This is a genomic window from Klebsiella sp. Sb-30 (assembly GCF_057652795.1).
This window is the reverse complement of the sequence record NZ_CM172749.1, coordinates 4,543,920-4,569,688: the sequence shown is the minus strand read 5'-3', so window position 1 is coordinate 4,569,688 and position 25,769 is coordinate 4,543,920. Positions and strand designations below refer to the sequence as shown.

At 56.2% G+C, this 25,769-nt stretch carries 24 protein-coding genes and 1 pseudogene; 20 read left to right on the top strand and 5 right to left on the bottom strand.

The genetic code is table 11. The features are described from left to right. The 3 genes from thrB to AC236I_RS21340 all read left to right on the top strand — a co-directional run bounded on the left by thrB (nt 1) and on the right by AC236I_RS21340 (nt 2,733). The gene (gene thrB, locus AC236I_RS21350; RefSeq protein ID WP_004857693.1) at nt 1-930 is read left to right on the top strand and encodes a homoserine kinase; all 930 of its coding nucleotides are present in this window, start codon (nt 1-3) and stop codon (nt 928-930) included. 3 nt (nt 931-933) lie between these two features. Beyond that, nucleotides 934-2,220, top strand: coding sequence for a threonine synthase (gene thrC / locus AC236I_RS21345; RefSeq protein WP_411294538.1), 1,287 nt, complete (start codon nt 934-936; stop codon nt 2,218-2,220). Nucleotides 2,221-2,445: 225 nt separating this feature from the next. Beyond that, entirely contained in the window at nt 2,446-2,733 is a 288-nt protein-coding gene (locus tag AC236I_RS21340; RefSeq protein WP_032716546.1) for a DUF2502 domain-containing protein, read from the top strand. Nucleotides 2,734-2,774: 41 nt separating this feature from the next. Here AC236I_RS21340 and yaaA read toward each other — a convergent pair whose 3' ends face one another. Together yaaA and AC236I_RS21330 are read right to left on the bottom strand one after the other, a co-directional pair. Further along, nucleotides 2,775-3,551, bottom strand: a complete 777-nt coding sequence (gene yaaA, locus AC236I_RS21335; RefSeq protein WP_004857698.1) for a peroxide stress protein YaaA — start codon at nt 3,549-3,551, stop codon at nt 2,775-2,777. Nucleotides 3,552-3,628: 77 nt separating this feature from the next. Then, the gene (locus AC236I_RS21330) at nt 3,629-5,059 is read right to left on the bottom strand and encodes an alanine/glycine:cation symporter family protein (RefSeq protein WP_015585184.1); all 1,431 of its coding nucleotides are present in this window, start codon (nt 5,057-5,059) and stop codon (nt 3,629-3,631) included. A 203-nt stretch (nt 5,060-5,262) separates the two neighbouring features. On the opposite strand from AC236I_RS21330, the gene tal reads away from it, so the two are divergent. The 3 genes from tal to AC236I_RS21315 all read left to right on the top strand — a co-directional run bounded on the left by tal (nt 5,263) and on the right by AC236I_RS21315 (nt 8,347). After that, entirely contained in the window at nt 5,263-6,216 is a 954-nt protein-coding gene (gene tal, locus AC236I_RS21325) for a transaldolase (RefSeq protein WP_004857701.1), read from the top strand. Nucleotides 6,217-6,326: 110 nt separating this feature from the next. Then, a complete protein-coding gene (gene mog, locus AC236I_RS21320; protein ID WP_015585183.1) occupies nt 6,327-6,914 on the top strand; it encodes a molybdopterin adenylyltransferase in 588 nt (195 codons plus the stop codon). Nucleotides 6,915-7,036: 122 nt separating this feature from the next. Next, nucleotides 7,037-8,347: an MFS transporter gene (locus AC236I_RS21315; protein WP_004857704.1), complete on the top strand. Its 1,311-nt coding sequence runs from the start codon at nt 7,037-7,039 to the stop codon at nt 8,345-8,347. A gap of 57 nt (nt 8,348-8,404) precedes the next feature. Here AC236I_RS21315 and satP read toward each other — a convergent pair whose 3' ends face one another. Beyond that, nucleotides 8,405-8,971 carry an acetate uptake transporter gene (gene satP / locus AC236I_RS21310; RefSeq protein WP_004857706.1) on the bottom strand — a complete coding sequence of 189 codons (567 nt, stop codon included), beginning with the start codon at nt 8,969-8,971 and terminating at the stop codon, nt 8,405-8,407. Between the two features lie 440 nt (nt 8,972-9,411). On the opposite strand from satP, the gene dnaK reads away from it, so the two are divergent. The 4 genes from dnaK (at nt 9,412) to nhaR (ending at nt 14,900) form a co-directional block, all read left to right on the top strand. Beyond that, the gene (dnaK, locus tag AC236I_RS21305) at nt 9,412-11,328 is read left to right on the top strand and encodes a molecular chaperone DnaK (RefSeq protein ID WP_004857708.1); all 1,917 of its coding nucleotides are present in this window, start codon (nt 9,412-9,414) and stop codon (nt 11,326-11,328) included. An 87-nt stretch (nt 11,329-11,415) separates the two neighbouring features. After that, complete coding sequence (gene dnaJ, locus AC236I_RS21300; RefSeq protein ID WP_004857710.1) at nt 11,416-12,552, top strand: molecular chaperone DnaJ; 1,137 nt, start codon at nt 11,416-11,418, stop codon at nt 12,550-12,552. Nucleotides 12,553-12,775: 223 nt separating this feature from the next. Next, nucleotides 12,776-13,948 carry a Na+/H+ antiporter NhaA gene (gene nhaA, locus AC236I_RS21295; RefSeq protein ID WP_064359593.1) on the top strand — a complete coding sequence of 391 codons (1,173 nt, stop codon included), beginning with the start codon at nt 12,776-12,778 and terminating at the stop codon, nt 13,946-13,948. A 52-nt stretch (nt 13,949-14,000) separates the two neighbouring features. Continuing rightward, complete coding sequence (nhaR, locus tag AC236I_RS21290; protein WP_004857714.1) at nt 14,001-14,900, top strand: transcriptional activator NhaR; 900 nt, start codon at nt 14,001-14,003, stop codon at nt 14,898-14,900. A 62-nt stretch (nt 14,901-14,962) separates the two neighbouring features. Here nhaR and rpsT read toward each other — a convergent pair whose 3' ends face one another. Beyond that, a complete protein-coding gene (gene rpsT / locus AC236I_RS21285) occupies nt 14,963-15,226 on the bottom strand; it encodes a 30S ribosomal protein S20 (protein ID WP_003018940.1) in 264 nt (87 codons plus the stop codon). Nucleotides 15,227-15,345: 119 nt separating this feature from the next. Here rpsT and AC236I_RS21280 point away from each other — a divergent pair. The 7 genes and pseudogenes from AC236I_RS21280 to rihC all read left to right on the top strand — a co-directional run. Then, nucleotides 15,346-15,549, top strand: a pseudogene (locus AC236I_RS21280) (DUF2575 domain-containing protein); the annotation flags it as partial. 7 nt (nt 15,550-15,556) lie between these two features. Continuing rightward, entirely contained in the window at nt 15,557-16,495 is a 939-nt protein-coding gene (gene ribF, locus AC236I_RS21275; RefSeq protein ID WP_004857719.1) for a bifunctional riboflavin kinase/FAD synthetase, read from the top strand. A gap of 44 nt (nt 16,496-16,539) precedes the next feature. Further along, the gene (ileS, locus tag AC236I_RS21270; RefSeq protein WP_104896598.1) at nt 16,540-19,356 is read left to right on the top strand and encodes an isoleucine--tRNA ligase; all 2,817 of its coding nucleotides are present in this window, start codon (nt 16,540-16,542) and stop codon (nt 19,354-19,356) included. Continuing rightward, a complete protein-coding gene (gene lspA / locus AC236I_RS21265; RefSeq protein WP_004857723.1) occupies nt 19,356-19,853 on the top strand; it encodes a signal peptidase II in 498 nt (165 codons plus the stop codon). Before ileS ends, lspA begins: the two co-directional genes overlap by 1 nt. Before the next feature lie 118 nt (nt 19,854-19,971). Then, a complete protein-coding gene (gene fkpB, locus AC236I_RS21260) occupies nt 19,972-20,421 on the top strand; it encodes an FKBP-type peptidyl-prolyl cis-trans isomerase (RefSeq protein ID WP_075808893.1) in 450 nt (149 codons plus the stop codon). Between the two features lies 1 nt (nt 20,422). After that, nucleotides 20,423-21,373 (top strand): 4-hydroxy-3-methylbut-2-enyl diphosphate reductase, encoded by a 951-nt coding sequence (gene ispH, locus AC236I_RS21255; protein ID WP_004857727.1) that lies wholly within the window; start codon nt 20,423-20,425, stop codon nt 21,371-21,373. A 66-nt stretch (nt 21,374-21,439) separates the two neighbouring features. After that, nucleotides 21,440-22,354: a ribonucleoside hydrolase RihC gene (rihC, locus tag AC236I_RS21250; RefSeq protein WP_015585181.1), complete on the top strand. Its 915-nt coding sequence runs from the start codon at nt 21,440-21,442 to the stop codon at nt 22,352-22,354. On the opposite strand, the gene AC236I_RS21245 is transcribed toward rihC, so the two are convergent. Next, nucleotides 22,315-23,262 (bottom strand): LysR family transcriptional regulator, encoded by a 948-nt coding sequence (locus AC236I_RS21245; RefSeq protein WP_162661681.1) that lies wholly within the window; start codon nt 23,260-23,262, stop codon nt 22,315-22,317. The genes rihC and AC236I_RS21245 overlap by 40 nt on opposite strands. Before the next feature lie 92 nt (nt 23,263-23,354). On the opposite strand from AC236I_RS21245, the gene AC236I_RS21240 reads away from it, so the two are divergent. The 3 genes from AC236I_RS21240 (at nt 23,355) to AC236I_RS21230 (ending at nt 25,440) form a co-directional block, all read left to right on the top strand. Further along, on the top strand, nt 23,355-23,984 hold the full coding sequence (locus tag AC236I_RS21240; protein WP_015585179.1) for an alanyl-tRNA editing protein: 630 nt from the start codon (nt 23,355-23,357) through the stop codon (nt 23,982-23,984). A gap of 117 nt (nt 23,985-24,101) precedes the next feature. Further along, nucleotides 24,102-24,671 (top strand): glucose-6-phosphate isomerase family protein, encoded by a 570-nt coding sequence (locus AC236I_RS21235; protein WP_004857736.1) that lies wholly within the window; start codon nt 24,102-24,104, stop codon nt 24,669-24,671. After that, the gene (locus tag AC236I_RS21230; protein WP_004857738.1) at nt 24,658-25,440 is read left to right on the top strand and encodes a glucose-6-phosphate isomerase family protein; all 783 of its coding nucleotides are present in this window, start codon (nt 24,658-24,660) and stop codon (nt 25,438-25,440) included. The genes AC236I_RS21235 and AC236I_RS21230 overlap by 14 nt, the downstream gene beginning before the upstream one ends. Nucleotides 25,441-25,769 lie beyond the last annotated feature (329 nt).

The window sequence follows — 25,769 nt, the reverse complement described above, 5'->3', positions numbered from 1 at the left end:
ATGGTCAAAGTATATGCCCCGGCTTCCAGTGCCAATATGAGCGTCGGGTTTGATGTGCTGGGCGCGGCGGTGACGCCGGTCGATGGCACCCTGCTGGGGGACAACGTTTCGGTCGAGGCGGCGGACAGTTTCAGCCTGCAAAACGTTGGCCGCTTTGCCAGCAAGCTGCCCTCAGCGCCGCAGGAAAACATTGTTTACCAGTGCTGGGAGCGTTTCTGTCAGGAAATCGGCAAAAAGGTTCCGGTGTCGATGGTACTGGAAAAAAACATGCCGATTGGTTCCGGTCTCGGCTCCAGCGCCTGTTCTGTCGTCGCCGCGCTGGTGGCGATGAATGAATTCTGCGGTAAGCCGCTGAATGAGATGCGCATGCTGGCGCTGATGGGGGAGATGGAAGGGCGCATTTCCGGCAGTATCCACTATGACAACGTTGCGCCCTGCTACCTGGGCGGCATGCAGCTGATGATTGAAGAGAATGGCATCATCAGCCAGCAGGTTCCGGGTTTTGACGAATGGCTGTGGGTGCTGGCTTATCCGGGAATTAAAGTTTCGACGGCGGAAGCGCGTGCCATCCTCCCGGCGCAGTATCGCCGCCAGGACTGTATCGCTCACGGTCGTCACCTGGCGGGCTTTATTCATGCCTGCTACACCCGCCAGCCGCAGCTGGCAGCGAAATTGATGAAAGATGTAATTGCCGAACCGTATCGCACCAAACTGCTGCCGGGCTTCAGCGAAGCGCGTCAGGCGGCGATGGAGATCGGTGCGCAGGCGTGCGGCATCTCAGGCTCCGGCCCGACGCTGTTTGCGCTATGCGATAAGCCGGAAACCGCGCAGCGCGTCGCGGACTGGCTGGGCACGCATTATCTGCAGAATCAGGAAGGCTTCGTTCATATTTGCCGGCTGGATACGGCGGGCGCACGAGTAGTGGGATAACCAATGAAACTCTATAATTTAAAAGATCATAACGAACAGGTCAGCTTTGCGCAGGCCGTTACGCAGGGGCTTGGCAAGCAACAGGGGCTGTTCTTTCCGCACGATCTGCCGGAATTTAGCCTGACTGAAATTGACGACATGCTGGAGATGGATTTGGCCTCCCGCAGCGCCAGAATTCTGTCGGCCTTTATTGGCGACGAGATCCCGCAGGAGATCCTCAAAGAGCGCATCGCCGCCGCTTTCACCTTCCCGGCTCCGGTCAGCAAGGTGCAGGATGATATTGGCTGCCTGGAGCTGTTCCACGGCCCGACGCTGGCGTTTAAAGATTTCGGCGGCCGCTTTATGGCGCAGATGTTGACCCATATCGCCGGCGACAAACCGGTGACGATTCTGACCGCCACCTCCGGTGATACCGGCGCGGCAGTTGCGCATGCGTTTTACGGCCTGCCGAATGTCAAAGTCGTTATTCTGTATCCGCGCGGCAAGATCAGCCCGCTGCAGGAAAAACTGTTCTGCACCCTGGGCGGCAACATTGAAACCGTGGCGATTGATGGCGATTTCGACGCCTGCCAGGCGCTGGTGAAACAGGCGTTTGACGACGAAGAGCTGAAGGTTGCTCTGGGCCTGAACTCGGCGAACTCCATCAATATCAGTCGTCTGCTGGCGCAGATTTGCTACTACTTCGAAGCGGTCGCACAGCTGCCGCAGGAAGCCCGCAACCAGCTGGTCATCTCCGTACCGAGCGGTAACTTTGGCGATCTGACCGCCGGTCTGCTGGCGAAGTCTTTAGGGCTGCCGATTAAGCGCTTTATTGCCGCCACCAACGCCAATGATACCGTGCCGCGCTTCCTGCAGGACGGCAACTGGGCGCCGAAAGCGACTCAGGCGACGCTGTCTAACGCCATGGACGTCAGCCAGCCGAACAACTGGCCGCGCGTGGAAGAGCTGTTCCGTCGCAAAATCTGGCGTCTGAACGAGCTGGGCTATGCCGCCGTGGACGATGAAACCACCAAACAGGCGATGCGCGAGCTAAAAGCTATTGGTTACACCTCAGAGCCGCACGCCGCCATCGCCTGGCGCGCGCTGCGCGACCAGCTGCAGCTGGGCGAATACGGTCTGTTCCTCGGTACCGCGCACCCGGCGAAATTCAAGGAGAGCGTCGAAGAGATCCTCCAGGAGACGCTGCCGCTGCCGAAAGAGCTGGCCGATCGCGCCGACCTGCCGCTGCTGTCGCATAATCTGCCGGCGGATTTCGCCGCGCTGCGCCAGCTGATGATGGGCAAAGCATAACGGCCTTTTTTCGCCGCACGATGTTCTCAGGCCGGGCCTCTACGCCCGGCTTTTTTATCGGCGAAAAAGGAGGAATTATGCAGAAAAAAGGCAGGGAAAATGGATGAATTACCAATAAATGCCGGGGGGCAAAGATTAGGATTGCGGAGAATAACCCGCACCGTTGCTCAGGGGTAATCTTTGGTTATCGCCCCCATGCGGGGACTGTTAATGAAGGGGAAACCTATGTCAACGCTGAAGTCTGTGATCCTTGCGCTTTCGATGTCGCTGGTGGCTCCTGCTGTGGTTCACGCATCGGAGATCACGCTGGTGCCGGCAGTCAAACTGCAAATTGGCGATCGCGACAATTACGGTAACTACTGGGACGGCGGTCGCTGGCGCGACCACGAATGGTGGGGCCGTCATTATGACTGGCGCGATAACCACTGGCGCGCACACGATGAGCATCGCCATGATCATCATGATGACCACGATCGCGGCCGCGGCCCGGATCGTGACTGGCGCCATCACTAAGTCTTCCCTCCCGGTCGCCATGAGGGCGGCCGGGAAGGGAATTAGCGTTCGTGGCGTTTAAAGACCATCTCATCTTTCTGACCGGAGGCTTCGGCGTCGAAGAAATAGCCTTCGCTGTTGAAACGGGTTAGCTGTTCAGGCTGGGTTAAGCGGTTTTCAATGATATAGCGGCTCATTAACCCGCGCGCCTTTTTGGCATAGAAACTGATCACTTTAAACTGGCCGTTTTTCTCATCGAGGAACACGGGCTTAATGATTCTTCCCTGCAACTGTTTTGTCTTCACCGACCGGAAGTATTCGTCAGAAGCCAGGTTAATCACGATATCATCTCCCTGAGCTTTCAGCGCCTGATTGAGTTTATCGGTAATCACCTCGCCCCAGAACTGGTAGAGATCTTTGCCTTTGCTATTTTCCAGCTTAATGCCCATTTCCAGACGATAGGGCTGCATCAGATCCAGCGGGCGCAGCACGCCGTAGAGGCCGGAAAGCATACGCAAATGTCGCTGGGCAAAATCGAAATCGTCTTCGCTGAGGGTTTCTGCCTGCAGTCCGGTATAAACGTCGCCTTTAAAAGCCAGAATGGCCTGGCGCGCGTTTTGCGGCGTGAAGTCCGGCTGCCAGTCATGAAAGCGGGTCGCATTCAGATCCGCCAGCTTATCGCTGATGCTCATCAGTTTGCCGATCTGTGGCGCCGAGAGCCGGCGCGCGACGCCGATCAGCTCCTGGGAATACTCCAGAAGTTCAGGCTGGGTGTAGCGTGCTGTGGCCAGCGGGCTTTGGTAGTCGAGCGTTTTGGCTGGTGAAATAAGAATCAGCATATCCGGTCCTTGCAGGGAATTTTCCGTGACTTTAACAAAAAAAGAGCGCGGTGGGATCGATAGCTGCGATTGCCGCGCTATTCACGCGGCACTTCATCCCAGGCTCCAGGCGCCAGCTGCTGGTTAATTTCCGGGTAGCGCGTGGCGTCAAAGGTCGGTCGTACGCCCAGTCGTCGCTGGGTGAGATAATCACTGGCCAGGATCCGTACCGTAGGCGACAGCAGTAAAATAGCGGTCAGGTTAGTGATGGCCATCAGCGCCATAATGGTATCCGCCAGCTGCCAGACAACCGGCAAACCGACCAGCGTGCCGGCGATAACCATGACCAGAGTGAGGATCCGCAGCGCCCAGATATGACGAGGGCTGTTAATGCGCAGAAATATCAGGTTATTTTCAGCGTAGATGTAGTTTGCGACGATAGAACTGAAGGCAAAGAGCAGCACGACGATCGCCACGAATCCCGCCCCCCAGCCGCCGACCAGTGATGTCATGGCGTGCTGGATGCTCTGGATACCGTTCGCGGCATCTTCCGCGTCGTCCAGCGGCGCCAGCATGATAATGACGGCGCTGGCGGTACAGATAACTATCGTATCGATGAGGACGCCAATCATTTGCACGATCCCCTGCGCCGCAGGATGCGGAGGCCAGGAAGCCGCTGCCGCCGCGGCGTTAGGCGTTGACCCCATCCCCGCTTCGTTCGAGAACATACCGCGCTGAAAACCACTGGTCAGCGCCTGGCTGATGGTATAGCCCACTGCGCCGGCAGCGGCTTCCTGCCAGCCGAACGCGCTGCGGAAAATGGACTCGAAAATGGCCGGCAGCGCCGTAATGTGCCAGAGGCCAATCAGCAGGCTGGTGGTCACCCAAAGCAGAGCCATCAGCGGCACAATCCACTGCAATAGCTTCGCCACGCCCCGCAAACCCCGCACGATAACCAGCAGGATCACCAGTGCCAGCGCGCAACCGGTAACGATAGCGGGAAGGTCAAAGGCATAGGTCATCGCATTCGCGATGGAGTTGGCCTGCACGGTGTTAAAAATAACCCCATAAGCCAGCAGGAGCAGGATAGAAAACACGATGCCCATCCAGCGCATTCCTAAACCCCGGGACATATACCAGGCCGGGCCACCGCGAAATTGCCCGTGGGCATCGCGTTCTTTGTAGAGCTGGGCAAGAGAACATTCGGCAAAGCTGCTGGCCATGCCGAGCAGCGCAGAAACCCACATCCAGAAGACGGCGCCGGGTCCGCCGGCGGAGATAGCCAGCGCGACGCCGACCAGGTTGCCGCTGCCCACGCGCGCCGCGAGGCTGGTGCACAGGGCCTGGAAAGAGGTTAATCCGCCGGGCTGAGGCTGGAGGCTTTTCTTTAGACTTTTCCCAAACTGGCGAACATAACGAAACTGAATGAATTTTGTTCGCCAGGTAAACCAGATGCCGGCGCCCAGTAACAGATAAATCATTACGGAGCCCCAGAGTATTTCATTGATAAAAGAGAAAAAATCAGGCATTAACCATCCTCTTGTCCATGCCGGAACGCTAGTGTAAGCGTTACCAATTCAGTGACAATCCCTTAGCTTTCAGAGAATTAATTCATCCAGTTTATCACACTCTGCGCTCTTGCATGGTCCGCAGTTGCGCTGAACATGCAGCGTGTTATCATCTTGGCAGACCGGTTACATCCCCTTAACTGCTGTTTAAGAGAAACACTATCATGACGGATAAATTGACTTCTCTGCGTCAGTACACCACTGTCGTAGCTGATACCGGAGATATTGCGGCAATGAAGCTGTATCAGCCTCAGGATGCCACGACTAACCCTTCTTTGATCCTCGGCGCGGCTCAGATTCCTGAGTACCGTAAGCTGATTGATGACGCTGTCGAGTGGGCCCGCGGCCAGAGCAGCGATCGCGCTCAGCAGATTATCGATGCTTCCGATAAGCTGGCGGTGAACATTGGTCTCGAAATTCTTAAGCTGATTCCAGGCCGTATTTCGACCGAAGTTGATGCGCGCCTCTCGTATGACACCCAGGCATCTATCGCGAAAGCGAAACGCATCATCAAACTGTATAACGATGCGGGCATCGGCAACGATCGCATTCTGATTAAACTGGCTTCCACCTGGCAGGGTATTTGCGCTGCCGAGCAGCTGGAAAAAGAAGGCATCAACTGTAACCTGACTCTGCTGTTCTCCTTCGCTCAGGCTCGCGCTTGTGCTGAAGCGGGTGTATTCCTGATCTCTCCGTTCGTTGGTCGTATTCTCGACTGGTACAAAGCGAACACCGATAAGAAAGAGTACGCGCCGGCTGAAGATCCGGGCGTCGTTTCCGTCAGTGAGATCTACGAGTACTACAAGCAGCACGGTTATGAAACTGTCGTGATGGGCGCAAGCTTCCGTAACGTCGGTGAAATCCTTGAGCTGGCCGGCTGCGATCGCCTGACTATCGCTCCGGCTCTGCTGAAAGAGCTGGCGGAAAGCGAAGGGGCTATCGAGCGTAAACTGGCGTTCAGCGGCGAAGTAAAAGCGCGTCCGGAACGCATCACCGAAGCCCAGTTCCTGTGGCAGCACAACCAGGATCCGATGGCGGTGGACAAGCTGGCGGAAGGTATCCGTAAGTTTGCGATCGACCAGGAAAAACTGGAAAAAATGATCGGCGACCTGCTGTAATCATTTGGGCGTGGCCGGGCTCCCGGTCACGCTACTTCTCCTGAACTCTGTCTGTATTTCCTTCCAGCGTGTATCATTCCGTCTAATTGTACTGTTTGAACGGAATAACGATGAATACCTTACGAATCGGCTTAGTTTCCATTTCCGATCGCGCCTCCAGCGGCGTCTATCAGGATAAAGGCATCCCGGCACTTGAAGAGTGGCTGGCGCGTGCGCTGACGACCCCCTTTGAGCTCGAGACCCGTCTGATCCCTGACGAACAGGTGATTATCGAACAAACGCTGTGTGAGCTGGTTGACGAGATGGCCTGCCATCTGGTGTTAACTACCGGCGGGACCGGTCCGGCCCGACGTGACGTGACGCCGGATGCCACCCTGGCCGTCGCCGACCGCGTTATGCCAGGATTTGGTGAGCAAATGCGCCAGGTTAGCCTACACTTCGTTCCGACGGCTATCCTTTCTCGTCAGGTTGGCGTTATCCGCAAGCAGGCGTTGATTTTGAATCTGCCGGGCCAGCCGAAAGCCATTCAGGAAACCCTTGAAGGCGTTAAAGATGCTGACGGCAAGGTTCTGGTGCACGGGATCTTCGCAAGTGTACCTTATTGTGTACAGTTGCTGGAGGGGCCGTATGTGGAGACAGACGCGGAAGTTGTAGCGGCTTTTCGCCCAAAAAGCGCGAGGCGCGAAACTTTATCCTGAATTTAATACTTTCCTGACATAACCTGCATTGTCGGTGGTGTGCCGTTTTATTTACGATATAGTGTTTTTTACTTTACACATTTCGTGATGACACCTACACACCTCTGGATGAATCGCTCGTTATGTCACAACATACCCGACCTCTGAATCGACAAGATTATAAAACCCTGACGCTGGCCGCCCTTGGCGGCGCGCTGGAGTTTTATGATTTCATTATCTTTGTCTTCTTCGCCGCCGTCGTTGGCGAACTGTTCTTCCCGGCGGATATCCCGGAATGGCTGCGTCAGGTGCAGACCTTCGGCATCTTTGCCGCGGGCTACCTGGCGCGTCCACTGGGCGGCATTATTATGGCCCACTTCGGCGATCTGGTCGGGCGCAAGAAGATGTTCACCCTGAGCATTCTGCTGATGGCATTGCCGACGCTGGCGATTGGTCTGCTGCCGACCTACGCGTCGACAGGCATTGCCGCGCCGCTGCTGCTGTTGCTGATGCGCATTCTGCAGGGGGCGGCTATCGGAGGGGAAGTGCCCGGCGCCTGGGTTTTTGTCGCCGAACACGTGCCGGAAAAGCGCATTGGTATCGCCTGCGGCACCCTCACTGCGGGCCTGACGGTTGGCATTCTACTGGGATCGGTGGTCGCGACGCTGATTAATACCAGCCTGACGCCGCAGGGGATTCACGACGGCGGCTGGCGTATTCCCTTCCTGTTAGGCGGCGTATTTGGTCTGGTGGCCATGTATCTGCGTCGTTGGCTGCAGGAGACGCCGATATTTCTCGAAATGCAGCAGCGTAAGGCGTTAGCACAGGAGCTGCCGGTCAAATCGGTGGTGCTGAAACACCAGAAAGCGGTTGTGGTTTCCATGCTGCTGACCTGGCTGTTATCCGCCGGCGTGGTGGTGGTGATCCTGATGTCACCGGTCTGGCTACAAAAGCACTACGGTTTTGCCCCGGCCATCACCCTGCAGGCCAACAGTATTGCCACCATTATGCTCTGCATCGGCTGTCTGCTGGCAGGGCTGGCGGCGGATCGTTTTGGCGCCAGCCGCACGTTCATCGTCGGCAGTTTGCTACTGGCGCTCTCCAGCTGGGCGTTCTATCACCTTTCCGGCAGCAGTCCACAGCAGCTGTTCCTGCTGTATGGCACGGTGGGATTATGCGTCGGGGTTGTGGGCGCCGTACCTTACGTCATGGTGCGCGCTTTCCCGGCGGAGGTTCGCTTTACCGGCATTTCCTTCTCATATAACGTCTCTTACGCCATTTTTGGCGGTCTGACGCCGATTGCCGTGACCATGCTGATGGGCGTTTCGCCGATGGCACCTGCATGGTACGTGCTGGCGCTTTCGCTGATGGGGCTGGGATTAGGGATCTGGCTGCGCCAGGGGATGAACCGTGATGTGGCTGCCGCCGGCGGGGAGTTGCAGCGCCTGCCTTAACGTTCTGCAACGTTCTGCGAGCAATACCCTCGCCCGTCGGGACGAGGGTATTTTTTATCAATGAGGTGCGCCGATCGGCAGTACGGTGCGACCAAACTGTTCGTTCAGTACTTCACCCATCGCCAGATAAATAGCGCTACCGCCGCAGACTAAACCAATCCAGCCCGCGATTTTTACGAGACCTTCATTATCTGCCAGGTGACCGATTGCCAGCAGCGCAAACAGAACGGTCAGGCTGAGGAAAACGAATTGCAGCATTCGTGCGGCTTTCAGGGTACCGAAGAACATAAACAACGTGAAGACTCCCCACAGACCGAGATACATGCCGAGGAAGTGCGCATCAGGTGCTTCTGCCAGGCCCATTTTCGGCATGAGAAGAATAGCGACCAACGTCAGCCAGAAGGCGCCGTAGGACGTAAAAGCGGTTAAACCAAAGGTATTGCCTTTTTTAAATTCCAGCAGGCCTGCGAAAATCTGCGCAATACCGCCGTAAAAAATGCCCATCGCCAGGATAGCTACATCAAACGCGAACAGGCCGCTATTTGCCAGATTAAGCAGAATAGTGGTCATGCCGAAGCCCATAAGGCCCAGCGGTGCCGGATTAGCCAACTTAGTGTTGCCCATAATTCCTCAGAATAATGATTAGAAAGGGAAGCATTACCCCGCCACTCGGTGACGGGGCGCGGCATCATAATGAGGCGCAGGGTAACTGTCTATGATCTGGCGGGGTATTTTTCGCCAATTTACGCTGGCGCGGATAAATGGCGATCGTTCGCTATCGGCAGCCGGGTGCGGAGGCGTCTGGCGGGACGCGTGTTATCGATAAAAGCCGCTTTTTTACCGGTTTATTCAGTCGGCCTTGTTTATTCGTCTCTTTACCCGGCAAGAAAGTGAAAAATTTTTTTGCTTGCCCCCTTGAGGAAGCGGTGGGCGACCCCATCTTGTAGTCAACCGCAGTGAATGAACCTGAAAAAAATGATGTCTGGGCAGTTGAAACCATAGGTTTCGCCCTTATTACAGGTTTACAACCACATGTTGATCGAATTTTTAGTGGAGACGTTTAGATGGGTAAAATTATTGGTATCGACCTGGGTACTACCAACTCTTGTGTAGCGATTATGGATGGCACTACTGCACGTGTGCTGGAGAACGCCGAAGGCGATCGCACCACGCCTTCTATCATTGCTTATACCCAGGATGGTGAAACTCTGGTTGGTCAGCCGGCTAAACGTCAGGCAGTGACAAACCCGCAAAACACCCTGTTTGCGATTAAACGCCTGATTGGTCGCCGCTTCCAGGACGAAGAAGTTCAGCGTGACGTATCCATCATGCCGTACAAAATCATCGGCGCCGACAACGGCGACGCATGGCTTGATGTGAAAGGTCAGAAAATGGCGCCGCCGCAGATTTCTGCTGAAGTGCTGAAAAAAATGAAGAAAACGGCTGAAGATTACCTGGGTGAGCCGGTAACTGAAGCGGTTATCACCGTACCTGCATACTTCAACGATGCTCAGCGTCAGGCAACGAAAGATGCCGGCCGTATCGCAGGTCTGGAAGTCAAACGTATCATCAACGAACCGACCGCCGCTGCACTGGCTTACGGTCTGGATAAAGAAGTCGGCAACCGTACTATCGCGGTTTACGACCTCGGTGGTGGTACCTTCGATATCTCTATTATCGAAATCGACGAAGTTGACGGCGAAAAAACCTTCGAAGTTCTGGCAACCAACGGTGATACCCACCTGGGTGGTGAAGACTTCGATAGCCGTATGATCAACTACCTCGTTGATGAGTTTAAGAAAGATCAGGGCATTGACCTGCGTAACGATCCGCTGGCCATGCAGCGTCTGAAAGAAGCGGCTGAAAAAGCGAAAATCGAGCTTTCTTCCGCTCAGCAGACCGACGTGAACCTGCCGTACATCACTGCAGATGCCACCGGTCCGAAACACATGAACATCAAAGTGACTCGTGCGAAACTGGAAAGCCTGGTTGAAGATCTGGTGAACCGTTCTATCGAGCCGCTGAAGGTTGCGCTGCAGGACGCGGGTCTGTCCGTGTCTGACATCCAGGACGTTATCCTGGTTGGTGGTCAGACTCGTATGCCAATGGTGCAGAAGAAAGTGGCTGAGTTCTTTGGTAAAGAGCCGCGTAAAGACGTTAACCCGGATGAAGCTGTGGCGATCGGTGCTGCGGTTCAGGGTGGTGTACTGACTGGTGAAGTCAAAGACGTTCTGCTGCTGGACGTTACCCCGCTGTCGCTGGGTATCGAAACCATGGGCGGCGTGATGACTGCGCTGATCAACAAGAACACCACTATCCCGACCAAGCACAGCCAGGTGTTCTCTACTGCAGAAGACAACCAGTCTGCGGTAACCATCCACGTGATTCAGGGTGAGCGTAAACGCGCTTCCGATAACAAATCACTGGGTCAGTTCAACCTGGATGGGATTAACCCGGCACCGCGCGGTATGCCGCAGATCGAAGTCACCTTCGACATCGATGCTGATGGTATCCTGCACGTGTCCGCCAAAGACAAAAACAGCGGTAAAGAGCAGAAAATCACCATTAAGGCCTCTTCTGGTCTGAACGAAGAAGAAATTGCCAAAATGGTTCGTGATGCGGAAGCGAACGCTGAATCTGACCGTAAGTTCGAAGAACTGGTTCAGACCCGTAACCAGGGCGACCATCTGCTGCACAGCACGCGTAAGCAGGTTGAAGAAGCGGGCGACAAACTGCCGGCTGACGACAAAACTGCCATCGAGTCTGCGCTGACCGCGCTGGAAACTTCACTGAAAGGTGAAGACAAAGCGGACATCGAAGCGAAAATGCAGGCGCTGGCTCAGGCTTCCCAGAAGCTGATGGAAATTGCTCAGCAGCAACACGCTCAGCAGCAGGCTGGCGGTGCTGAAGCTTCTGAAAGCAACGCGAAAGACGACGATGTCGTTGACGCCGAGTTTGAAGAAGTGAAAGACAAAAAATAATCGCCCTTTGAACGGGTAAAACACTGGCACGGGCGAAGAGGTTTCCTCTCCGCCCGTGCACGCATGTTAAGGGGCTGAAAAACACCAATGGCAAAGCAAGATTATTACGAGATTTTGGGCGTTTCCAAAACAGCGGAAGAGCGTGAAATCAAAAAGGCTTACAAGCGCCTGGCCATGAAATACCACCCGGACCGTAACCAGGGTGATAAAGAAGCCGAAGCGAAGTTTAAAGAAATTAAAGAAGCGTATGAAATCCTGACTGATGACCAGAAGCGTGCGGCCTACGATCAGTACGGCCACGCCGCCTTTGAACAAGGTGGCATGGGCGGCGGCGGCGGCGGTTTTGGCGGCGGTGCCGATTTCAGCGATATCTTTGGCGACGTGTTTGGCGATATCTTCGGCGGCGGTCGTGGCCGTCAGCGTGCGGCGCGTGGCGCTGACCTGCGCTACAACATGGACCTGACGCTGGAAGAAGCCGTTCGCGGCGTGACTAAAGAGATTCGCATCCCGACGCTGGAAGAGTGTGACGTCTGCCACGGCAGCGGCGCGAAAGCCGGTAGCAAACCGCAAACCTGTCCAACCTGTCACGGTGCCGGTCAGGTGCAGATGCGCCAGGGCTTCTTCGCCGTTCAGCAAACCTGTCCGCATTGCCAGGGACGCGGTACGCTGATTAAGGATCCGTGCAACAAATGCCACGGTCACGGCCGTGTCGAGAAGACTAAAACCCTGTCGGTCAAAATCCCGGCTGGTGTTGATACCGGCGATCGTATTCGTCTTTCAGGCGAAGGCGAAGCGGGCGAGCACGGCGCTCCGGCTGGCGATCTGTACGTTCAGGTCCAGGTTAAGCAGCACGCTATCTTTGAGCGCGAAGGCAATAACCTGTACTGCGAAGTGCCGATCAACTTCACCATGGCTGCCCTCGGCGGCGAGATTGAAGTCCCGACGCTGGATGGCCGCGTCAATCTGAAGGTGCCTGGCGAAACGCAGACCGGTAAGCTATTCCGCATGCGTGGCAAAGGCGTGAAATCCGTACGCGGTGGCGCGCAGGGCGATCTGCTGTGCCGCGTGGTGGTTGAAACGCCGGTAGGGCTTAATGAAAAACAGAAACAGCTGCTGAAGGATCTTCAGGAAAGTTTTGGCGGCCCAACGGGTGAAAAAAACAGCCCGCGCTCCAAAAGTTTCTTTGATGGCGTGAAGAAATTCTTCGACGACCTGACGCGCTAATCTACTGCGATTCTGAAAAGCCACTTTATTGTTAAAGTGGCTTTTTTGTTTCCAGCCCGCTATCTGTTAATGATGGCTGAATCCCTCCGGTCAGAGTCGCACTTTGCCGTCTGTCTTGTATCGTAAAAAACGAGCTATAACGCAATAATAATCTTATTTTTTCGAAGTGTTATGGCGACTAGAATAGTTTCATCGATGAATTAGCCTTATAGAGAGAGTAAAAGTGAAACATCTGCAGCGTTTTTTCAGTAGCGATGCTTCAGGGGGCATTATCCTCATTTTTGCGGCCGCGTTGGCCATGCTGTTGGCTAATACTGACGCGACCAGCGGTATTTACCATTCCTTTCTGGAAACACCCGTTCAGCTGCGTGTTGGTGCGTTAGAAATCAATAAGAACATGCTGCTGTGGATTAACGATGCGCTGATGGCCGTCTTCTTCTTACTGATTGGCCTGGAAGTGAAGCGAGAGATGATTCAGGGGGCGCTGGCCAGCCGCCGGCAGGCCGTTTTCCCGGTCGTGGCTGCCTTGGGTGGGATGATTGTCCCGGCGCTGATCTACCTGGCGTTTAATGCTCAGGATCCGATTACCCGGGAGGGGTGGGCTATTCCGGCGGCGACCGATATCGCTTTTGCGCTGGGCGTGCTGGCGCTGCTGGGCAGTCGCGTACCGCCGGCGTTGAAAATCTTCCTGATGGCGCTGGCGATTATCGACGACCTGGGCGCCATTATCATCATTGCCCTGTTTTATACCAGTGACCTTTCCGTCCTGTCGCTGGGCGTGGCGGCTGGGGCGATTGCCGTGCTGGTCGCGCTCAATCTTTGCGGCGTCCGACGCACCGGTATCTATATCCTGGTCGGCGCGGTGCTATGGACTGCGGTCCTGAAGTCCGGGGTTCATGCGACGTTAGCCGGGGTGATCGTTGGCTTTATGATCCCGCTTAAGGAGCAGGGCGGTAAATCACCGGCTAAGCAGCTTGAGCATGTCCTGCATCCGTGGGTGGCTTACCTGATTCTGCCGCTTTTCGCCTTCGCTAACGCAGGCGTCTCGCTGCAAGGGGTAACGATTGAAGGACTGACGTCACTGCTGCCGCTGGGGATTATTGCCGGGCTGTTTATCGGCAAACCGCTGGGTATCAGCCTGTTCTGCTGGCTGGCGTTAAAACTGAAATGGGCATCGCTGCCGGAAGGGACGACCTGCAAGCAGATTGTGGCGGTCGGCATTCTGTGCGGGATTGGCTTCACGATGTCGATTTTCATCGCCAGTCTGGCCTTCAGCAGCGTTAACCCTGGCTTAATCAACTGGGCCAAGCTGGGCATCCTGATTGGATCGGTCCTGTCGGCCGTGACCGGGTATATGATACTACGCAGGCGTATTGCGGATACCACGACGGCTTAACATTCGACGGGGAGCCTGTAAGGGCTCCCCTGGCATTATCAGGGAGAGAAACATGTCGCATATTAATTACAACCACCTGTATTACTTCTGGCACGTTTACAAAGAAGGTTCTGTTGTCGGCGCCGCGGAGGCTTTATTTCTGACGCCGCAGACCATTACCGGGCAAATCAAAGCGCTCGAAGAGCGTTTGCAGGGGAAATTGTTTAAACGCAAGGGGCGGGGGCTGGAGCCGAGTGAACTGGGCGAGCTGGTATTCCGCTATGCGGACCGCATGTTCACGCTGAGCCAGGAGATGCTCGATATTGTGAACTACCGCAAAGAGTCTAACCTGCTGTTCGATGTCGGCGTTGCCGATGCTTTGTCGAAACGACTGGTGAGCGGGGTGCTGGATGCGGCGGTAGTGGATAATGAACAGATTCATCTGCGTTGCTTTGAGTCGACCCACGAAATGCTGCTTGAGCAGCTCAGCCAGCACAAGCTCGATATGATCATCTCAGACTGCCCCATCGATTCCACCCAGCAGGAAGGGCTGTTCTCCGTACGTATCGGCGAGTGCAGCGTGAGCTTCTGGTGTATGAACCCGCCGCCGGAAAAACCGTTCCCCGCCTGTCTGGAGGAGCGTCGTCTGCTGATCCCCGGTCGGCGCTCGATGCTGGGACGCAAGCTTCTGAACTGGTTCAACTCCCAGGGGCTGAAGGTCGAGATTCTCGGTGAGTTTGACGATGCGGCGCTGATGAAGGCGTTCGGTGCGGCTCATAATGCGATTTTTGTCGCGCCGACGCTTTACGCGCATGACTTCTATCAGGACGAGACGATTATTGAGATCGGACGGATGGAGAATGTGATGGAGGAGTATCACGCCATTTTTGCCGAAAGGATGATTCAGCATCCGGCGGTGCAACGGATTTGCAATCGCGACTATTCGTCACTCTTCACGACGCCGCAGCCGTAACTGACAGGCATAAAAAAACCCGCTTTCGCGGGTTTTTTTACAAAGCGATAACAAGCAGACGATTAAGCCAGTTTGTTGATCTGAGCGGTCAGGTTTGCTTTATGACGCGCAGCTTTGTTTTTGTGGATCAGACCTTTAGCAGCCTGACGGTCCACGATTGGTTGCATTTCGTTAAATGCTTTCAGTGCAGTAGCTTTGTCGCCAGCTTCGATAGCTGCGTATACTTTCTTGATGAAAGTACGCATCATAGAGCGACGGCTAGCGTTGTGCTTGCGGGCCTTTTCAGACTGAACGGCGCGCTTCTTAGCTGATTTGATATTAGCCAAGGTCCAACTCCCAAATGTGTTCTATATGGACAATTCAAAGGCCGAGGAATATGCCCGTTTAGCCTTCTTTTGTCAATGGATTTGTGCAAATAAGCGCCGCTTAAAACAACGACGCTTTATTACGTAGTGATGGCGCAAGATTCTACCAGCTTGTTGCTGGCGAATACAGCCTTTCCACCATAAAAATCGCTGGGCTCGGGTAGTTTTTGCCGCATTCCCGCGCTGAGTTGATGAATTCCCGGGATCTTTCGGTTAAGAGGTGCAATCGCTGGTTAACGTCGTCAGTTGTACAAGGTATACTCGGACGATTTTCACTGTTTTGAGCCAGACATGAAGCTGATACGCGGCATACATAATCTCAGTCAGGCGCCGCACGGGTGCGTGCTGACCATTGGTAATTTTGACGGTGTGCATCGCGGGCATCAGGCGCTGCTGCAGCGTTTGCGCGCCGAGGGCCGCCAGCGTGGTTTACCGGTGGTGGTGATGATTTTCGAACCACAGCCGCTGGAGCTGTTTGCCGCCGATAAGGCGCCCGCCCGTTTGACGCGTCTGCGGGAAAAGCTGAGCTATCTGGCTGAAAGCGGCGTCGACTATGTGCTGTGCGTGCGCTTTGACCGCCGCTTCGCCGCCCTGACCGCCCAGGATTTTATCAGCGAACTGCTGGTGCGCCGGTTAGGCGTGCAGTTCCTCGCTGTGGGGGATGATTTCCGCTTTGGCGCTGGTCGCCAGGGGGATTTCTTGTTATTACAGAAAGCCGGGGCGGAATATGGTTTTGACGTAACCAGCACCCAAACTTTCTGCGAAGGCGGCGTACGTATCAGCAGCACGGCGGTGCGCCAGGCGCTGGCGGATGACGACCTTGTGCAGGCGGAAAACCTGCTGGGTCATCCCTTTACGATCTCCGGACGCGTGGTCCACGGCGATGAGCTGGGGCGCACTATTGGTTTTCCGACGGCGAACTTACCGCTACGCCGTCAGGTTTCCCCGGTAAAAGGGGTCTATGCGGTGGAAGTAACAGGACTGGGCGACAAACCGCTGGTGGGCGTCGCCAACATTGGCACCCGTCCAACGGTTGCTGGCGTTCGCCAGCAGCTGGAAGTGCATTTGCTGGACGTTGTAATGGACCTTTATGGTCGCCATATAGACGTAATACTGCGTAAAAAAATACGTAACGAGCAGCGATTTGCGTCGCTTGATGAGCTGAAAGCGCAAATTGCACGTGATGAGTTAACGGCCCGCGAGTTCTTTGGGCTGGCCAGGCAGGCATAAGTCTGTTGGTGTTTATCAAACCGAAATACGGAACCGAGAATCTGATGAGTGACTATAAATCCACCCTGAATTTGCCGGAAACAGGGTTCCCGATGCGTGGCGATCTCGCCAAGCGCGAACCGGGAATGCTGGCGCGTTGGACCGATGATGACCTGTACGGCATCATCCGTGCAGCGAAAAAAGGCAAAAAAACCTTCATTCTGCATGATGGCCCTCCTTATGCGAATGGCAGCATTCATATTGGTCACTCGGTTAACAAGATTCTGAAAGACATTATCGTTAAGTCCAAAGGACTGACGGGCTATGACTCGCCTTACGTTCCAGGTTGGGACTGCCACGGTCTGCCGATCGAGCTGAAAGTGGAGCAGGAATATGGCAAGCCGGGTGAGAAATTCACCGCCGCTGAATTCCGCGCCAAGTGCCGCGAATATGCCGCGACCCAGGTTGACGGCCAGCGTAAAGACTTTATCCGCCTGGGCGTGCTGGGCGACTGGTCGCGTCCGTACCTGACCATGGACTTCAAAACCGAAGCCAACATCATCCGTGCGCTGGGTAAAATCATTGGCAACGGCCACCTGCACAAAGGCGCGAAGCCGGTGCACTGGTGCGTTGACTGCCGTTCTGCGCTGGCGGAAGCAGAAGTCGAGTATTACGACAAAACGTCTCCTTCTATCGACGTCGCGTTCCACGCGGTAGACAAAGCCGCGGTGCTGGCGAAATTCGGCGTTGCCGATGTTACCGGCCCGGTATCCCTGGTTATCTGGACCACCACCCCGTGGACCCTGCCTGCCAACCGCGCTATCTCCCTGTCGCCGGAATTCGACTATGCGCTGGTGCAGGTTGCAGGTCAGGCACTGATCCTGGCGAAAGATCTGGTTGAAAGCGTGATGAAACGCGCGGGTATGGCGGATTACACCATCCTGGCGGCGGTGAAAGGTGATGAACTGGAGCTGATGCGCTTTAAGCATCCGTTCCTCGACTTCGACGTTCCGGCGATCCTCGGCGACCACGTTACCCTCGATGCGGGTACCGGTGCGGTGCATACCGCCGGCGGCCACGGTCCGGACGACTACACCATCAGCCAGAAATACGGTCTGGAAATTGCTAACCCGGTCGGCCCGGACGGTTCCTACCTGCCAGGGACCTGGCAGGCGCTGGACGGTATTAACGTCTTTAAAGCGAACGACATCATCGTCGAGATGCTGCGCGAAAGCGGCGCGCTGCTACACGTTGAGAAAATGCAGCACAGCTATCCATGCTGCTGGCGTCACAAGTCGCCGATCATCTTCCGTGCGACCCCACAGTGGTTCGTCAGCATGGATCAGAAAGGCCTGCGCGCGCAGTCGCTGAAAGAGATCAAAGGCGTGCAGTGGATCCCGGACTGGGGCCAGGCGCGTATCGAATCGATGGTGGCCAACCGTCCTGACTGGTGTATCTCCCGTCAGCGTACCTGGGGCGTGCCGATGTCTCTGTTTGTGCACAAAGAGACCCAGGAACTGCACCCGAACACCCTGGAACTGATGGAAGAAGTGGCGAAGCGCGTTGAGGTGGACGGTATTCAGGCGTGGTGGGATCTCGACTCCCGCGACATCCTCGGTGCCGATGCCGACAGCTACGAGAAAGTGCCGGATACTCTGGACGTATGGTTCGACTCCGGTTCTACCCACTCTTCCGTGGTTGACGTACGCCCGGAATTCTCCGGTCACGCCGCCGATATGTACCTGGAAGGTTCTGACCAGCATCGCGGCTGGTTCATGTCCTCGCTGATGATCTCCACGGCGATGAAGGGCAAAGCGCCGTACCGCCAGGTGCTGACGCACGGTTTCACCGTTGATGGTCAGGGACGTAAAATGTCCAAATCCATCGGTAACACCGTCTCTCCGCAGGATGTGATGAACAAGCTGGGCGCGGATATCCTGCGTCTGTGGGTGGCGTCGACCGATTACACCGGCGAAATGGCGGTCTCTGACGAGATCCTTAAACGCGCCGCCGACAGCTATCGTCGTATCCGTAACACCGCGCGCTTCCTGTTGGCGAACCTTAACGGTTTCGATCCGGTCAAAGACATGGTGAAACCGGAAGAGATGGTGGTGCTCGATCGTTGGGCGGTAGGCTGCGCGAAAGCGGCGCAGGAAGATATCCTGAAGGCCTATGAGTCTTACGACTTCCACGAAGTGGTGCAGCGCCTGATGCGCTTCTGCTCCATTGAGATGGGCTCGTTCTACCTCGACATCATCAAAGATCGCCAGTACACCGCGAAAGCGGACAGCGTGGCGCGTCGCAGCTGCCAGACCGCGCTGTTCCATATTGTGGAAGCGCTGGTTCGCTGGATGGCGCCGATCATGTCCTTCACCGCAGACGAAATCTGGGGCTACCTGCCGGGTTCCCGCGAAAAATACGTCTTCACCGGTGAGTGGTATGAAGGTCTGTTTGGCCTGGCCGACGACGAAGCGATGAACGACGGCTTCTGGGACGATCTGCTGCAGGTACGTGGCGAAGTCAATAAGGTCATCGAGCAGGCGCGTGCTGACAAGCGGGTGGGCGGTTCTCTGGAAGCGGCGGTCACGCTGTATGCCGATGCCGATCTGGCCGCGAAGCTGAACGCGCTGGGCAGCGAATTACGATTTGTCCTGTTGACCTCCGGGGCGACGGTTGCCGATCATGCACAGGCGCCGGCTGATGCCTGGCAGAGTGAACTGCTGAAAGGTCTGAAAGTCGTGCTGAGTAAAGCCGAAGGCGAGAAATGCCCACGCTGCTGGCACTACACCAGCGATGTCGGCAAGGTGGCGGAACACGCGGAAATCTGCGGTCGCTGTGTCAGCAACGTCGCCGGAGACGGCGAAAAACGTAAGTTTGCCTGATGAGTAAATCTGTCTGTTCAACGGGGCTACGCTGGCTTTGGGTCGTCGTAGCCGTGCTGATTATTGACCTGGGCAGTAAATTCCTGATCCTCCAGAACTTTGCTCTGGGGGATACGGTATCGCTGTTTCCGTCGCTTAATCTGCACTATGCGCGTAACTATGGCGCAGCTTTTAGTTTCCTTGCCGATAGCGGCGGCTGGCAGCGCTGGTTCTTTGCCGGCATTGCCATCGGTATCTGCGTGATTCTGGCGGTCTTGATGTATCGCTCAAAAGCCACGCAGAAGCTGAACAACATTGCCTACGCGCTGATTATTGGCGGTGCGCTGGGGAATTTGTTTGATCGGCTATGGCATGGTTTCGTCGTCGATATGATTGATTTCTACGTCGGGGACTGGCATTTCGCCACCTTCAACCTCGCTGATACCGCAATTTGTATCGGCGCAGCGCTGATTGTGCTGGAAGGCTTCCTGCCTTCTAAAGAGAAAAAAGCCGCATAAACATTGCCGGATGGCGCTGGCGCTTATCTGGCCTATAATGTACTGCGCTCCTTGTCGGCCCGGTAAGCGTAGCGCCACCGGGCAAACAGGCGGCTGAAATTTTAAAGAGCAAACCTGCATGTCTAAATCCGTACAGAGCAACAGCGCGATCATCGTTCACTTCACGCTGAAACTGGATGATGGCTCAACGGCTGAATCCACCCGCAATAACGGCAAACCTGCCCTGTTTCGCCTTGGCGACACCTCCCTGTCTGAAGGTCTGGAACAACAGCTTCTTGGTCTGAAAGAGGGGGAGAAAAAGGTATTCTCGCTGGAGCCCGATGCTGCGTTTGGCATACCAAGCCCGGATCTTATCCAGTATTTTTCCCGCCGCGAATTTATCGATGCGGGCGAGCCGGAAATCGGCGCGATTATGCTCTTTACCGCAATGGATGGCAGCGAAATGCCCGGCGTGATTCGTGAAGTGAACGGCGATTCGATCACCGTGGATTTCAACCACCCGCTGGCCGGGCGCACCGTCCATTTTGATATTGAAGTGCTGGAAATCGATCCGGCGCTGGAGGAGTGAAATGCAGATCCTGTTGGCTAACCCGCGCGGCTTTTGCGCCGGCGTTGACCGCGCTATCAGCATTGTCGAAAACGCGCTGACGCTCTACGGCGCGCCGATCTATGTGCGTCATGAAGTGGTGCATAACCGCTATGTGGTCGATAGCCTGCGCAAGCGCGGCGCCATTTTTATCGAACAGATTAGCGAAGTGCCTGATGGCGCGATCCTGATTTTCTCCGCGCACGGCGTCTCTCAGGCGGTACGTAATGAAGCGAAAAACCGCGATCTGACGGTCTTTGACGCGACCTGTCCGCTGGTGACCAAAGTGCATATGGAAGTCGCCCGCGCCAGCCGTCGCGGCGAAGAGTCGATCCTGATTGGCCATGCCGGTCACCCGGAAGTGGAAGGGACGATGGGCCAGTACAGCAACCCGGAAGGGGGAATGTATCTGGTGGAATCACCCGATGATGTCTGGACGCTGGATGTGAAAAACGACGCCCGGCTGTCGTTTATGACGCAGACCACCCTCTCGGTAGATGACACTTCGGATGTGATCGACGCGCTGCGCGAACGTTTCCCGAAAATCGTCGGGCCGCGTAAAGACGATATCTGTTACGCAACGACCAACCGTCAGGAAGCGGTTCGCGCGCTGGCGGAACAGGCCGATGTCGTGCTGGTGGTGGGGTCGAAAAACTCCTCTAACTCCAACCGCCTGGCGGAGCTCGCTCAGCGGATGGGGAAAGCAGCCTATCTGATTGACGACGCGACGGATATTCAGGAAGCGTGGGTCAAAGAGGCCGCGTGCGTTGGCGTGACCGCAGGCGCATCGGCCCCGGATATCCTGGTGCAGAACGTGATTGCGCGTCTGCAGGCGCTGGGCGGTGGAGAAGCCGTCCCGCTGGAAGGGCGTGAAGAGAATATCGTTTTCGAAGTACCGAAAGAGCTGCGGGTTGATGTCCGTGAAGTAGACTAAGTTCTTTCGCCGGCGGATGTGAGAAGATGCCAGACTTAACGTCTGGCATTTTTTTTGGGAGAAACGATGCGCTTACCGATCATTCTTGATACCGATCCCGGCATTGACGACGCGGCGGCGATCGCCGCCGCGCTATTCGCCCCCGAGCTCGATCTGCAGCTGATGACGACGGTGGCGGGGAACGTGTCGGTGGAAAAAACCACGCGTAACGCCCTGCAGCTGCTGCATTTCTGGCAGGCGAAGGTTCCTCTGGCTCAGGGAGCGTCGATGCCGCTCTTGCGCCCGCTGCGCGATGCGGCCTCCGTGCACGGCGAGTCCGGCATGGAAGGGTATGATTTTGTCGAGCATGACTGTCAGCCATTGCCGAAACCGGCCTTTCAGGCCATTCGCGATGCGCTGATGCATGCTCAGGAGCCGATTACGCTGGTGGCGATTGGTCCGTTGACCAATATTGCGCTGCTCCTGACGCAGTACCCGGAATGTCGCTTTAATATTCGCCGGCTGGTGATCATGGGCGGTTCCGCCGGGCGCGGTAACTTTACGCCTAATGCGGAGTTCAATATTGCTATCGATCCGGAAGCCGCGGCCAGCGTATTTCGCAGCGGTCTGGAGATCGTGATGTGCGGGCTCGACGTGACGAACCGGGCAATGCTGACGCCGGAGTACCTTGCCACGCTGCCCGCGTTGAACAAGACCGGAAAGATGCTCCACGCGCTGTTCAGCCATTATCGCAGCGGCAGCATGAGCAGCGGGCTGCGCATGCATGACCTGTGCGCCATTGCCTGGCTGGTGCGCCCTGAACTGTTTACCCTGCAACCGTGCTTTGTGGCGGTGGAAACGCAGGGGACCTGGACATCCGGCACCACCGTCGTCGATATCGAAGGGCGACTGGGGCAGCCGGCGAACGCGAACGTTGCGCTGGCGCTGGATGTGGACGGTTTTCAGCGCTGGGTGGCGGAAGTGTTGGCCCTGGCGCCGTAAGCAGCCAGACGACCGTCAATTTTCTCGCTCAGAAAATCAATCATGGCCCGCATTCTGGCGGGCATATGTTTATTGCCCGACCACAGCAACCACAGCTGTCCGGTATAGCTACTGATAAACTCCCATTCTGCCAGAACCTGGACGATATCGCCCCGGGCCAGCGCGTCGCGGGCGGTAAACAGCGGCAGGCTGCCGATACCTAAATGCTGCTGCACCGCATCAAGGCGCACGGCAGTATGGTTGGCGGCGTAGCGTCCGTGAGTCTGGATAGTTTCCGTTTTACCCGCCCGTCGGAATTTCCAGCGTGAGTCGGCCGGCGTTTCGCCCAGGCTGATGCAGCTGTGAGCGCGCAGCTCCGCCGGCGTTTGCGGCGTGCCATGCTGCTGCAAATAATCCGGTGTGGCGCAGATCACGTGGGTCACCGGCATCAGCGGCTTGCCGTGTAGCCCGGGAGAGGGGCTGTGGGTAATCCGCAGCGCCAGATCAATACCATCATCAATCAGATCCAGATAGCGGTCCTCAAGCCGCAGACAGACGTCCACGCCGGGGTAGCGGGTGAGAAACTCCGTCATTAACGGATGAATCACAAACCGCCCGACGGCCTTCGGCACGCTGAGCGTCAGTTTGCCCTGCGCCACTTCCTGCGCACTGCTGGCGGAATCCATCGCCTGGCGAGCCGATTCCAGCATCTCCTGTGCGTGCGCATACACCGTTTTCCCGGCATCGCTCAGGCGTAATTTACGCGTGCTGCGGTGCAGCAGCTTACAGCCCATTTGCTGTTCCAGCCGCGAGACGCTGCGGCTGATCGCCGAAGGCGTTGCTCCGGAAATACGGGCGACGGCAGAAAAACTGCCCTGATCGACAATTTGCACGAACAGGGCAAGGTCGGGGAGTAAATTGAGATTCATTTGTGCCCTTGAGGCAAAAGTGCATTGATGAATGACGGGATTATCGTCATGGATAATATCAATATACTGTCCTGACTGAGAGGAGGACAACCATGACTGAACGTCTTTATTACACCTGCGATGAGACCGAGATGCGAGCTCTGGTCGTGAGTTGCCAGAGTGAGGCCGATGGCCGTTACGCTATTGAGCTGAACCAGACCTTGTTTCACCCGCAGGGCGGCGGGCAGCCGGCCGATCGCGGCTGGATTGGCGGTATTGCTGTTGAAGGCGTGGTGGCGCGAGGCGACAGCGTCCTGCACATTGTCGCGCAACCGCTGCCGCCTGGAGAGGTGGAGATTCGGGTGGATGAGGCTGCCAGGCGTCTGCACTCGCGGCTGCACTCAGCGGGGCATCTGATAGGCCTGGCGGGCGAGCGGGCTGGCTGGCGCCCGGTCAAGGCGCACCACTGGCCCGGAGAAGGGCGGATAACGTTCACCGCTATCGGGTCCGCCATCGTGCCGGAGGCCAGTGCACTGCTGGCGACGATCGCGGGCTGGCAGGCGGAAAATCTGCCGCGGCATCTGACTTTTGAGGATGGGCGGCGTCAGGTCGGATTTGGGTCATTACCGGCCTATCCCTGCGGCGGAACGCATGTTGCCAGCCTGTCTGAACTGGGGATGGTGACGATTAGCCAGGTAAAAATCAAAAAAGGTCAGCTGATCGTGAGTTATACGCTGGAGTGAGCGGCGACGCTGGCGGATTTTTGTGTGATATCAGTTGCAAAGTCGCCCGACTCATCTGAGGTTAATCGATTAATCTGCTAATCTTATTCTGTTGTTCTCCTCGGGCCGGAGACAAATATGAATCCTTCCTTTATTCAGCCACCGCAGGTGGTCTGGGCCAGCGGCGCACTTGCCGATGGCCCGTTGTTACGTAAATCAACGCGCATTGCGGATCTTGCGCAGGTGTTCGCCGATGAGCGCGCGCGTCAGGGAATGGTGGGCGAGCTGGTCGTTTATGATGTGGAAATGCTTGATACCTCTTCAGCGGAAGGGGCGCTGTATACCGGCGTCACCCATCTTTATCCCGGAAAAGTGGGCAACGAGTATTTTATGACCCGCGGGCATTTTCATGCCCGTCGTGAACAAGGCGAAGTCTACTTTGGTCTGCGGGGAAGTGGTCTACTGCTCCTGCAAGATGAGCAAGGGCAAGCGCGCTTTGAGCAGGTTTTTGCCGGGTCAGTACATATTATTCCAGGGTTCACCGCGCACAGGCTGATTAATACCGGGGGCGATACGCTTTCCGCGCTGGCGGTCTGGCCCGGCGTCGCGGGGCACGATTACGCAGCGCTGGCAAACGGCTTTGCGCTGCGGGTCTTTGAAGAGCATCGGACTCTCCAGGTAAAGGCGGTGCAGAATGACGAAATCTGACTGTTGTTACGGGCTGGATATGGCGATTCATCATCGACCGCTGGGTTTTAGCTACGGCAATGATGTCACCGGGCCGATGCCGGAAATCCGTCGTCTCGATCAGATTCGCGCTTCGCTGCGCGATCCCCACTGCGAAGGGCCGGAGGAGGTGTATGCCATCGCCATGGATGTGGCGCGGATGCAGGATCGTGAAGAGCTGAAAAAACGGATGTTGCTGTTTGGCGTGGTGACCTATGCCGCCGGGCGACTGGGGGATGAACCGGTTCGCAGTCAGGGACATGTCCATCGCATCAGCCAGCACAGCGGCTGGTCGCCGCCGGAGCTGTATGAAATCTGGCAGGGGAAAGCCATTATCTACATGCAAGAGTATGTGGAGGACGACCCCGGTCGCTGCTTTGCGGTCATCGCCGGGCCGGGAGAAAAGGTACTGGTGCCGCCCGGCTGGGGCCATGCCACCATTTCGGCGAGCCCGGATGAACCCTTAACTTTTGGCGCATGGTGCGATCGCGAGTACGGCTTTGAATATGATGCCGTGCGCGCCCGAAAAGGGCTGGCCTGGTATCCGCTGCTGCAGGATGAACAGATTATCTGGTTGCATAATTCGCACTATATTCCCGGGCGCTTACAGGCTATTACCCCCCGGCAGTATACGGAGTTTGGCATTACCTCCGCGCCAGTTTATCAGCAGTTTATTGACGATCCTGCCCGCTTCCAGTTTATCTCCCGTCCGGATAAGACAGCGGAATTATGGCGGAATTTCCATCCATAGCAAAACCGGGGCATGCCCTAATGCCGATCGTTTAAGGGGCGGCTGACCGATCCGGCAGAGGTGTAAGAATCAGCCATCTCAAAGAGATTGCCGATTTTTTATGGGCGCTGTCAGGTTTTCAACATATCTGCAGGAGTTTCTGTCCCGTCGTTCGCACAAACCACCGTTTACCGGCATCCGCTGGCCTGCGATAAACCCAAAAAATGCGGGTCACCTTTAAGTGACCCGCATTAGGGCATTGCCCCGGTTTTTTGACGTTGGGCGGATATTCACGCTATCCGCTGCGTTTGTCCCGGCCCGCGCGACGCGACCGGGACATTTTCACAACA